At 58.8% G+C, this 10,255-nt stretch carries 11 protein-coding genes; 8 read left to right on the top strand and 3 right to left on the bottom strand.

What is annotated here, in order from left to right; genetic code table 11:
• The first annotated feature begins 184 nt into the window (after positions 1-184).
• The gene (locus CKW14_RS29120) at positions 185-652 is read left to right on the top strand and encodes a VUT family protein (RefSeq protein WP_095126662.1); all 468 of its coding nucleotides are present in this window, start codon (positions 185-187) and stop codon (positions 650-652) included.
• A gap of 100 nt (positions 653-752) precedes the next feature.
• Positions 753-1,934 carry a formate-dependent phosphoribosylglycinamide formyltransferase gene (gene purT, locus CKW14_RS29115; RefSeq protein ID WP_093436840.1) on the top strand — a complete coding sequence of 394 codons (1,182 nt, stop codon included), beginning with the start codon at positions 753-755 and terminating at the stop codon, positions 1,932-1,934.
• A gap of 120 nt (positions 1,935-2,054) precedes the next feature.
• Here purT and CKW14_RS29110 read toward each other — a convergent pair whose 3' ends face one another.
• From CKW14_RS29110 to CKW14_RS29100, 3 genes are all read right to left on the bottom strand, one after another.
• Positions 2,055-3,371, bottom strand: coding sequence for an MFS transporter (locus tag CKW14_RS29110; protein WP_095050339.1), 1,317 nt, complete (start codon positions 3,369-3,371; stop codon positions 2,055-2,057).
• A 308-nt stretch (positions 3,372-3,679) separates the two neighbouring features.
• A complete protein-coding gene (locus tag CKW14_RS29105; RefSeq protein WP_095126661.1) occupies positions 3,680-4,921 on the bottom strand; it encodes a transporter associated domain-containing protein in 1,242 nt (413 codons plus the stop codon).
• Between the two features lie 12 nt (positions 4,922-4,933).
• Complete coding sequence (locus CKW14_RS29100; RefSeq protein WP_095050342.1) at positions 4,934-5,746, bottom strand: inner membrane protein YpjD; 813 nt, start codon at positions 5,744-5,746, stop codon at positions 4,934-4,936.
• Positions 5,747-5,956: 210 nt separating this feature from the next.
• Between CKW14_RS29100 and ffh the strand changes: the two genes are divergently transcribed.
• The 6 genes from ffh to CKW14_RS29070 all read left to right on the top strand — a co-directional run bounded on the left by ffh (position 5,957) and on the right by CKW14_RS29070 (position 10,094).
• The gene (gene ffh / locus CKW14_RS29095) at positions 5,957-7,333 is read left to right on the top strand and encodes a signal recognition particle protein (RefSeq protein WP_007908988.1); all 1,377 of its coding nucleotides are present in this window, start codon (positions 5,957-5,959) and stop codon (positions 7,331-7,333) included.
• A 311-nt stretch (positions 7,334-7,644) separates the two neighbouring features.
• Complete coding sequence (gene rpsP / locus CKW14_RS29090; RefSeq protein WP_016986371.1) at positions 7,645-7,896, top strand: 30S ribosomal protein S16; 252 nt, start codon at positions 7,645-7,647, stop codon at positions 7,894-7,896.
• Between the two features lie 5 nt (positions 7,897-7,901).
• Positions 7,902-8,438 carry a ribosome maturation factor RimM gene (gene rimM, locus CKW14_RS29085; RefSeq protein WP_093436819.1) on the top strand — a complete coding sequence of 179 codons (537 nt, stop codon included), beginning with the start codon at positions 7,902-7,904 and terminating at the stop codon, positions 8,436-8,438.
• Between the two features lie 2 nt (positions 8,439-8,440).
• Complete coding sequence (trmD, locus tag CKW14_RS29080; RefSeq protein WP_008081628.1) at positions 8,441-9,193, top strand: tRNA (guanosine(37)-N1)-methyltransferase TrmD; 753 nt, start codon at positions 8,441-8,443, stop codon at positions 9,191-9,193.
• Between the two features lie 45 nt (positions 9,194-9,238).
• Positions 9,239-9,589, top strand: a complete 351-nt coding sequence (gene rplS / locus CKW14_RS29075) for a 50S ribosomal protein L19 (protein ID WP_003175895.1) — start codon at positions 9,239-9,241, stop codon at positions 9,587-9,589.
• A 91-nt stretch (positions 9,590-9,680) separates the two neighbouring features.
• On the top strand, positions 9,681-10,094 hold the full coding sequence (locus CKW14_RS29070; protein ID WP_093436815.1) for an acyl-CoA thioesterase: 414 nt from the start codon (positions 9,681-9,683) through the stop codon (positions 10,092-10,094).
• The last annotated feature ends 161 nt before the right edge of the window (positions 10,095-10,255 follow it).

Below are 10,255 nucleotides of genomic sequence, written 5' to 3'. Positions count from 1 at the left end.
ACTGTACCTTTGCAGCCACTGTTTAGGCAGGCTTGAAAGAGGCGCCAAACGCGTTTCAAGCCTGTAAAGGTGTAAACGATGTCCCCGGTCTAATTTGTAAAGGATGTACCGGTCTCTACAGTGAGGGGGTGGCTCTTGATCTGCGGGTCCAGTAATCTGTGCGCCAATCTGACAGGTCACCTCCATGATTTTCCTCTTCGCCTACATCAGCAGCGTTGTGCTGATCAACTTCGCCTTCTCCACCGCGCCACACCTGGACATCATCTGGTCGGCCTGGGGCGGCTTGGTGTTCGTGTTGCGCGACATGGTGCAAACCCGTTTCGGCCACGGTGCGTTGGTGGCGATGCTGGCGGCGCTGGTGCTGTCTTATGTCACCTCCGATCCGTCGATCGCATTGGCCAGTGCCACGGCGTTTGCGGTGTCCGAGATCATCGACTGGCTAGTATTCAGCATCACCAAACGGCCCTTGCGTGATCGCTTGTGGATCAGTTCGGCGCTGAGTATTCCGCTCGATACCTTCATCTTCTTCGGCATGATCGACCTGTTGACGCCGCCGGTGATCATCACCGCTCTGGCTTCGAAATTCGCCGGCGTCACTGCCGTTTGGCTGATCATGGCCTGGCGCGAGCGTAAGCAGGCCGTCGCTGGCTGAAGCCAAAGCCTCAGGTTCATGTAAAATGCCGCGCTTTCTCCCCATGGAAAGCGCGTCTAGCGTTGCTTTCCTCGATGATCCGCTTCTTTGAGGACCTGAGATGACCCGTATCGGAACTCCATTGTCGCCAACCGCGACCCGCGTATTGCTGTGTGGCTGTGGTGAGTTGGGCAAGGAAGTGGTGATCGAGCTGCAACGCCTGGGCGTTGAAGTGATTGCCGTCGATCGCTACGCCAATGCGCCAGCCATGCAGGTTGCCCATCGCAGTCACGTGATCAATATGCTCGACGGCGCTGCCCTGCGTGCCGTGATCGAAGCCGAGAAACCGCACTTCATCGTGCCGGAAATCGAAGCGATCGCCACCGCCACGCTGGTCGAACTGGAAGCCGAAGGCTTCACCGTGATCCCGACCGCGCGCGCTGCGCAACTGACCATGAACCGCGAAGGCATCCGTCGTCTGGCCGCCGAAGAGCTGGACCTGCCGACCTCGCCGTACCACTTTGCCGACACCTTCGAGGACTACAGTAAAGCCGTTCAGGACCTAGGCTTCCCATGCGTCGTCAAACCAGTCATGAGCTCGTCGGGCAAAGGCCAGAGCCTGCTGCGTAGCGCTGATGACGTGCAGAAGGCATGGGATTATGCGCAAGAGGGCGGTCGCGCCGGCAAAGGCCGGGTGATCATCGAAGGTTTCATCGATTTCGATTACGAGATCACCCTGCTGACCGTGCGCCACATCGGCGGCACTACGTTCTGCGCGCCGGTCGGTCACCGTCAGGAGAAGGGTGACTATCAGGAATCCTGGCAGCCGCAAGCCATGAGCCCGGTTGCCCTGGCTGAATCCGAGCGCGTTGCCAAAGCGGTAACTGAAGCGCTGGGTGGTCGCGGTCTGTTCGGCGTTGAGCTGTTCATCAAGGGTGATCAGGTGTGGTTCAGCGAAGTTTCGCCGCGCCCGCATGACACCGGTCTGGTAACGCTGATTTCGCAGGATCTGTCGCAGTTCGCCCTGCACGCTCGCGCAATTCTGGGCCTGCCGGTACCGCTGATCCGTCAGTTCGGGCCATCGGCTTCGGCGGTGATTCTGGTGGAAGGGCAGTCGACTCAGACCGCTTTCGCCAACCTCGGCGCGGCGTTGAGCGAGCCGGACACGGCGCTGCGACTGTTCGGCAAGCCGGAAGTGAATGGCCAGCGCCGCATGGGCGTGGCGCTGGCGCGAGATGAGTCGATCGAAGCCGCTCGTGCCAAGGCGACCCGCGCTGCTCAGGCTGTTGTGGTCGAGCTCTAAACCGAGTCGCGACATTCGCGAGCAAGCTCGCTCCCACATGGGATTGGGTGAACACAGAATCTGTGACCAACCCCAAAAACCTGTGGGAGCGAGCCTGCTCGCGAAGCTTTTGATCTTCTGTCAGGCAACCTGATTCAGATCGTTGCCACGCGTTTCCTTCAGGCACAGCACCGCAATCAAACTCAGCACCGCCGCCCCCGACACATACCCACCGACATAACTCAAACCGCCCATCGCCACCAGTTTCTGCGCAAAGAACGGCGCCGCCGAGGCCCCGACTATGCCGCCCAGGTTATACGCCGCCGAAGCACCGGTATAACGCACGTGAGTCGGAAACAGCTCCGGCAACAGCGCGCCCATCGGTGCAAACGTCACGCCCATCAAGAACAGCTCGATGCACAGAAACAGCGCCACGCCCCAGGTCGAACCCTGAGTCAGCAACGGCTCCATCAGGAACCCGGAAAGAATCGCCAGCACGCCACCGATGATCAGCACCGGTTTGCGCCCGTAACGGTCGCTGGCCCAAGCCGACAGCGGCGTGGCGGCGGCCATGAACAGCACGGCAAAACACAGCAGCCCGAGGAAGGTTTCGCGGCTATAGCCAAGTGTGGAAACCCCGTAACTCAGTGAGAACACCGTCGAGATATAGAACAGCGCATAACAGACCACCATCGCCGCCGCGCCCAGCAATGTCGGCGCCCAGTACTGACTGAACAGCTCGACCAGCGGTATCTTCACCCGCTCCTGACGGGCGATGGCGTTGGCAAACACCGGTGTTTCATGCAGTTTCAATCGCACATACAGACCGACCATCACCAGCGCTGCGCTGAGCAGGAACGGAATCCGCCAGCCCCAGCTGCGGAACTGCTCGTCATCGAGGGTCATGGCCAAGGTCAGAAACAAGCCGTTCGCGGCGAGAAAGCCGATCGAAGGTCCGAGCTGCGGAAACATGCCGAACCACGCACGCTTGCCTTTCGGCGCGTTTTCCGTGGCCAGCAATGCAGCGCCACCCCATTCACCGCCCAATCCCAGGCCCTGTCCGAAGCGCAGCACGCACAGCAGAATCGGCGCCCAGGCGCCAATCGTGGCGTAACCTGGCAGCACGCCGATCAGCGTCGTACACACGCCCATCAACAGCAGCGAGGCCACCAGCGTCGACTTGCGCCCGATACGGTCACCGAAGTGGCCGAACAGCGCCGAACCCAGCGGTCTGGCGAGGAAGGCGATGCCGAAGGTCAGGAACGCCGACAGCATCTGCGCGGTGCCAGAGGTCTGAGGAAAGAACACCGGCCCGATCACCAAAGCGGCGGCGGTGGCGTAAACATAGAAGTCGTAGAACTCGATCGCGGTGCCGATAAAACTCGCCGTCGCCACGCGGGTGGCGGAATTCGTCGGTTGGGCAGGCGCGGTGGCACTGTAAGCGGTACTGGTCGTCATGCGGTGATCCCTGACAGTCATGAGCTCCATCGGAGCGAATTATTATGGTCGAGCACCCAGGGATGTGGGATGAGGCGCGGTCGCTGTTTCAGGTAGGAACAGTCGCCGGTGTAATGCAGAAATGGCCGAAACCTGTCAGGTGCGGGGTAAGCACGAGGTTCGGCGGGGCTTGGGTAAGCGCCTCGATTATAGGAAGGGGGCTAACGATCAAACAAGAACAAAGATCGCAGCCTTCGGCAGCTCCTACATGGGAACGCATTTCAAATGTAGGAGCTGCCGAAGGCTGCGATCTTTTGATCTTTGATCTTTTATCGGGCAGGCAGCAAAGCAGGCACAGACGAGGTATGCCAAATCAGCACCTTGCTCACCCGGTTCTCCTCGGTCTCGAGAATCTCCAGCCGATAGCGCCCGATCTTCAAGCAAACCGCACTCTCGGGAATCGTCTCCAGCGCTTCAGTCACCAACCCATTCAGCGTTTTCGGCCCATCGCTCGGCAAATGCCAACCCAGGCACTTGTTCAGCTCGCGGATCGACGCGGCACCGTCAATGACCATGCGGCCATCGCCCTGTGGATGAATATGCGGATTATCCAGACTGTGCTCGCTTTCAAACTCGCCGACGATTTCTTCGAGAATGTCTTCCAGCGTGACGATGCCGAGCACTTCGCCGTACTCATCCACGACCATGCCCAGGCGCCGCTGCTGCTTGTGGAAGTTCAGCAGTTGCAGTTGCAGCGGCGTGCTTTCCGGCACGAAGTACGGTTCGTAACTAGCGGCCAGCAGCGCTTCGCGCGTCAGATCACCGTTGTTCAGCAGGTGCCGGATCTGCCGGGTGTTGAGCACCGCTTCAACCTGATTGATGTCGCTATGGAACACCGGCAGGCGTGTGCGCTTGTTATGCCGCAGTTGTTCGATGATTTCTTCGATCGAGTCATCGAGGTTGATGCCGTCGACGTCACTGCGCGGCACCAGAATGTCGTTGACCGTAATATTGTCCAGCGCATGAATGCCTGAGACCGGGTGCGCCCGGACCGTGTGTTCTGGATCGTCGTACCGATCGGCAGGCGAGTCATCTTCGCTTTGCTGCACGACCTGAACCTTGCGTGCAAATGGAGTCATCAGCAAACCGCTGATACGGCTGAACAACCAGGCAAACGGATAGACAATCTTCAGTGGCACGGTCAGCAAGGTATTGCCAAACGCCAGCACGGCATCGGGATAACGCTGGGCGACGGTGCGCGGGAAGTAATCGGCAAACACCAGCAGAATTGCGCCGGCACCGAGGCACGCAGCCCATGGGCCGTTTTCTTCGCAGAGGAAAATCGCCAGCAGTGTCGCGATGACGACCGCGAGAGCGCGGCACAGGGTATTGCAGAGAATGAGGCTGTCGAGCGGGAAGCTCAGCTTCGCCAGCGGCTTATCGCTGGCGCGCGAGGCGGTGCGTTGCGCGAGCAGGTGTTGCTGCGCGATTTCGACGGCGGTAAACAACCCTGACCATAAAATCAGCAGGACAAATACCGCGAGCATCGGCCCAAGGGGCAAACCGTCCATTTATGCCGCCCGTCAGATGTGCAGGATGTATTCACGAACCAGTTTGCTGCCGAAGTACGCCAACATCAGCAGGCAGAAACCGGCGAGGGTCCAGCGAATCGCCTTGTGACCGCGCCAGCCGAGGCGATTGCGGCCCCACAACAACACGCTGAAGACGATCCAGGCCAGGCACGCCAGCAGGGTCTTGTGCACCAGATGCTGGGCGAACAGGTTCTCGACGAACAGCCAGCCGGAAATCAGCGACAGCGACAGCAGTGTCCAGCCGGCCCAGAGGAAACCGAACAGCAGGCTTTCCATGGTTTGCAGCGGCGGGAAATTCTTGATCAGCCCGGACGGGTGCTTGTGTTTGAGTTGGTGGTCTTGCACCAGCAGCAACAAGGCCTGGAACACCGCGATGGTGAACATGCCGTAGGCGAGGATCGACAACAGAATGTGCGCGAGGATGCCCGGCTCTTCGTCGATGATCTGCACGGTGCCGGTCGGCGCGAATTGCGCCAGCAGCACGGTGATCGCGCCCAGCGGAAATAGCAGCACCAGCAGGTTTTCCACCGGGATTCGCGAGCAGGCAATCAGTGTCAGCGCGATCACTGCCGCGGCAATCAGGCTCGAGGCGCTGAAGAAGTCCAGGCCTAGACCGATCGGGGTCAGCAAGTGAGTGAGCAGGCTGGCGCCGTGGGCCAACACGGCGAAGACGCCGAGGGTAACCAGCAGGCGCTTGTTCGCCTTGGCGCCGGTGGCCAGACGAGTGCTCTGATAAAGGGTCGCAGCGGCATATAGAAGGGCGGCGGCGAGAGTGGTCAATAAACTGGGTGACAAGGGGAGCATAAATCCTGTTAGGCAAGCCCGAAAGGGGCTGAGTTTGGCATAGAACCGCCATGGCACGAAAGACTCAGGAAGCTGACAGCGAGGTGTCCGCCAGCCGCAGTCTTCGCTATAATCCGCGACCTGCCCACGCCGCAGGCTCGCCGAGCACATGTTGATTCCGGTCTGGGCCGCCATTATCCCGGTCTACACAGGGCCTGAAAGGATCGCGCAATGTTTGAAAACTTAACCGACCGTCTCTCGCAGACGCTGCGCCATGTCACCGGCAAGGCGAAGCTGACCGAGGACAACATCAAAGACACCCTGCGTGAAGTGCGCATGGCGTTGCTCGAAGCCGACGTCGCTCTGCCGGTGGTCAAGGACTTCGTCAATTCGGTCAAGGAGCGCGCTGTCGGCACCGAGGTGTCGCGCAGCCTGACGCCGGGCCAGGCGTTCGTGAAGATCGTCCAGGCTGAACTCGAAAGCCTGATGGGCGCGGCCAACGAAGATCTGAACCTGAGCGCTGTGCCGCCCGCCGTGATTCTGATGGCCGGTTTGCAAGGTGCGGGTAAAACCACCACCGCTGGCAAACTGGCGCGCTTCCTTAAAGAGCGCAAGAAGAAGTCGGTCATGGTCGTGTCGGCGGACGTCTACCGTCCTGCGGCGATCAAGCAGCTGGAAACCCTGGCCAACGACATCGGCGTGACGTTCTTCCCGTCCGACCTGAGCCAGAAGCCGGTCGACATCGCCACCGCAGCTATTAAAGAAGCAAAACTGAAATTCATCGACGTGGTCATCGTCGATACCGCCGGTCGTCTGCACATCGACGAAGAGATGATGGGCGAGATCAAGGCGTTGCACGCCGCGATCAACCCGGTCGAAACCCTGTTCGTGGTTGACGCCATGACCGGTCAGGATGCGGCCAACACGGCCAAGGCCTTCGGTGATGCACTGCCGCTGACCGGTGTGATCCTGACCAAGGTCGACGGCGACGCCCGTGGCGGTGCCGCCCTGTCGGTACGCGCCATCACCGGCAAGCCGATCAAGTTCATCGGTATGGGCGAGAAGAGCGAAGCGCTCGATCCGTTCCACCCTGAGCGTATCGCCTCGCGGATCCTCGGCATGGGCGACGTGCTCAGCCTGATCGAACAGGCTGAAGCGACGCTCGACAAGGACAAGGCCGACAAACTGGCCAAGAAGCTGAAGAAGGGCAAGGGCTTCGACCTCGAAGACTTCCGCGATCAGTTGCAACAAATGAAGAACATGGGCGGCCTCGGCGGGCTCATGGACAAACTGCCGAGCATCGGCGGCGTCAACCTGTCGCAAATGGGCAATGCCCAGAACGCCGCAGAGAAGCAGTTCAAGCAGATGGAAGCCATCATCAACTCCATGACCCCGGCCGAGCGCCGCGACCCTGAGCTGATCAGCGGTTCGCGCAAGCGTCGGATCGCCATGGGTTCCGGCACCCAGGTGCAGGACATCGGTCGCTTGATCAAGCAGCACAAGCAGATGCAGAAGATGATGAAGAAATTCTCCGCCAAGGGCGGTATGGCGAAAATGATGCGCGGCATGGGCGGAATGTTGCCCGGCGGCGGCATGCCAAAAATGTAAGGTGTCCCGTCTCACCTATTTCACTCGCCAAAAGTGAGTGAAATGGGTGAGACGGGATACTGGAATCTCGCCGGTCGTCGCACCGGCGCAGGCCCCGCAAGGATGCGGGATCAACAGCAAACCCGCACTCGGCGGGAGCTGACTGGCCGTTTTCATCGACGGCTCTATATGCAGATCTGCACGGCATGCCATAGGCGCCGGAAAAAGTCATTTGCAAAAGTCCGGATATTCCTTAGAATATGCGGCCTTTCGGGCACCCATGCCCGCTGTGCATTTAGATTTGCAGCACCGACTACAGGAACGATGTTCACATGCTAACAATCCGTCTTGCCCTTGGCGGCTCCAAAAAGCGCCCGTTTTACCACCTGACCGTAACCGACTCGCGTAACCCGCGTGACGGCTCCCACAAAGAACAGGTTGGTTTCTTCAACCCTGTTGCACGTGGTCAGGAAACCCGTCTGTCCGTGAACCAAGAGCGCGTAGCCTACTGGCTGAGCGTTGGTGCACAACCTTCTGAGCGCGTTGCTCAGTTGTTGAAGGAATCTGCCAAGGCTGCGGCCTGAGCAATATGAACGCGACGCCTGCTGTTGCCGATGATTTGATCGTTATTGGCAAAATTTATTCTGTTCATGGCGTTCGCGGCGAAGTGAAGGTTTATTCCTTTACTGATCCGACTGAAAACCTGTTGCAGTACAAAACCTGGACGCTCAAGCGCGAAGGCAATGTGAAACAGGTCGAGCTGGTCAGTGGACGCGGGAACGATAAGTTCCTGGTCGCAAAGCTCAAGGGTCTTGATGATCGTGAAGAAGCTCGTCTTCTGGCCGGTTATGAGATCTGCGTGCCGCGCAATCTGTTCGCTGAATTGACCGAAGGCGAGTACTACTGGTACCAGCTGGAAGGTCTGAAGGTCATCGACACCCTTGGGCAATTGCTCGGGAAAATCGATCATCTTCTGGAAACCGGCGCCAATGATGTAATGGTCGTCAAGCCTTGCGCTGGCAGCCTGGATGATCGCGAACGCCTGTTGCCCTATACGGAGCAATGTGTGTTGGCTGTCGACCTGGCCGCGGGCGAGATGAAGGTGGATTGGGACGCGGACTTCTAAACGTGGCTAATTTGCGCGTAGAAGTGATCAGTTTGTTTCCCGAGATGTTTTCCGCCATCGGCGACTACGGCATCACCAGTCGTGCGGTCAAACAGGGGCTCTTGCAGCTGACCTGTTGGAATCCGCGAGATTACACGACGGATCGGCATCACACTGTGGACGATCGCCCGTTTGGCGGTGGTCCGGGCATGGTGATGAAGATCAAGCCCCTGGAAGATGCTCTGGTTCAGGCCAAGGCAGCAGCCGGGGAGGCGGCGAAGGTGATTTACCTGTCCCCCCAAGGCCGTCAACTGACTCAGTCGGCGGTACGCGAGCTGGCACAATCGGATGCATTGATCCTGATTGCCGGCCGCTATGAAGGCATTGACGAGCGCTTTATTGAGGCTCATGTCGATGAAGAGTGGTCGATTGGCGACTATGTACTGTCTGGCGGCGAGCTGCCGGCCATGGTCCTGATCGATGCGGTTACACGACTGCTGCCTGGAGCTTTAGGGCATGCGGATTCCGCTGAGGAAGATTCCTTTACGGATGGTCTGCTGGATTGCCCGCACTACACCCGACCTGAGGTGTATGCGGATCAGCGTGTTCCCGACGTGTTGCTGAGTGGCAATCACGCGCATATCCGGCGTTGGCGTTTACAGCAGTCCCTTGGTAGGACCTTTGAACGACGCGCCGATCTTCTGGAAAGCCGCTCGCTTTCTGGAGAAGAGAAGAAGCTGCTCGAGGAATACATCCGCGAGCGGGACGATAGTTAACAACGTATCGATGGTAGATCGAACGATTTACCTTAGGAGCACAGCATGACCAACAAAATCATCCTTGCACTCGAAGCAGAGCAGATGACCAAAGAAATCCCTACCTTCGCCCCAGGCGACACTATTGTCGTTCAGGTGAAAGTGAAGGAAGGCGATCGTTCCCGTCTGCAAGCGTTCGAAGGCGTTGTAATCGCCAAGCGTAACCGCGGCGTGAACAGTGCGTTCACCGTTCGTAAAATCTCCAACGGTGTTGGCGTAGAACGTACTTTCCAGACCTACTCCCCGCAGATCGACAGCATGGCTGTTAAACGTCGCGGTGACGTACGTAAAGCCAAGCTGTACTACCTGCGCGACCTGTCGGGTAAAGCAGCTCGCATCAAGGAAAAACTGGCTTAAGTCCAGCTTCCGATGCAGAAAAAAGCAGCCTACGGGCTGCTTTTTTGTTGCCTGCAATTTATTCACCGTACCTTCGTTTCAGGCCAGAACCATGACTCCCCGCGACCAGGAAATCCAGCGCCGTACCGAACTCTCGGTAACTCGCGTAACCAAAGCCGTCTTCCCGCCGACCACCAACCACCACAACACCTTGTTCGGCGGCACAGCGCTGGCATGGATGGATGAAGTGTCCTTCATCACCGCCACGCGTTTCTGCCGCTTGCCGCTGGTGACCGTGTCGACTGACCGTATCGACTTCAACCACGCGATCCCAGCGGGCTCGATCGTTGAGTTGGTGGGGAAGGTGATCAAGGTCGGCAACACCAGCCTCAAGGTCGAGGTGGAAGTGTTCGTCGAAAGCATGAGCTGCGATGGCCGCGAGAAGGCGATTCATGGGCAGTTCAGCTTTGTTGCTATTGATGATGACAAGCGGCCAGTGCCGGTGCTGCCGGGTTTTGCGGCTTGATCTGATACCGAGTCGCGCCATTCGCGAGCAGGCTCGCTTGTATGGTAGGACTTGAAGGGAGGAGGAGGGACAAGGCTCGATTCTGACTGTTGACGCAGCACAGACCGTGGGAGATTTCGCCCCTCCTCCTTTCACCCAAGCGCCGATAAAGAATGCATCTG

It is taken from the genome of Pseudomonas sp. Irchel s3a12 (genome assembly GCF_900187485.1).
GTDB classification, from domain to species: domain Bacteria; phylum Pseudomonadota; class Gammaproteobacteria; order Pseudomonadales; family Pseudomonadaceae; genus Aquipseudomonas; species Aquipseudomonas neuropathica.
Note: the sequence above shows the minus strand (reverse complement) of the source record. Positions and strands in the feature narration are given on the sequence as shown.

Excerpts from the sequence above, each read along its gene's own strand:
- rplS (WP_003175895.1), top strand. The coding sequence starts at position 9,239 with ATGACCAACAAAATCATCCTTGCACTCGAAGCAGAGCAGATGACCAAA.
- CKW14_RS29100 (WP_095050342.1), bottom strand. The coding sequence starts at position 5,746 with ATGCTCCCCTTGTCACCCAGTTTATTGACCACTCTCGCCGCCGCCCTT.
- CKW14_RS29110 (WP_095050339.1), bottom strand. The coding sequence starts at position 3,371 with ATGACGACCAGTACCGCTTACAGTGCCACCGCGCCTGCCCAACCGACG.
- CKW14_RS29070 (WP_093436815.1), top strand. The coding sequence starts at position 9,681 with ATGACTCCCCGCGACCAGGAAATCCAGCGCCGTACCGAACTCTCGGTA.
- CKW14_RS29105 (WP_095126661.1), bottom strand. The coding sequence starts at position 4,921 with ATGGACGGTTTGCCCCTTGGGCCGATGCTCGCGGTATTTGTCCTGCTG.
- rimM (WP_093436819.1), top strand. The coding sequence starts at position 7,902 with ATGAACGCGACGCCTGCTGTTGCCGATGATTTGATCGTTATTGGCAAA.
- ffh (WP_007908988.1), top strand. The coding sequence starts at position 5,957 with ATGTTTGAAAACTTAACCGACCGTCTCTCGCAGACGCTGCGCCATGTC.
- rpsP (WP_016986371.1), top strand. The coding sequence starts at position 7,645 with ATGCTAACAATCCGTCTTGCCCTTGGCGGCTCCAAAAAGCGCCCGTTT.
- purT (WP_093436840.1), top strand. The coding sequence starts at position 753 with ATGACCCGTATCGGAACTCCATTGTCGCCAACCGCGACCCGCGTATTG.
- CKW14_RS29120 (WP_095126662.1), top strand. The coding sequence starts at position 185 with ATGATTTTCCTCTTCGCCTACATCAGCAGCGTTGTGCTGATCAACTTC.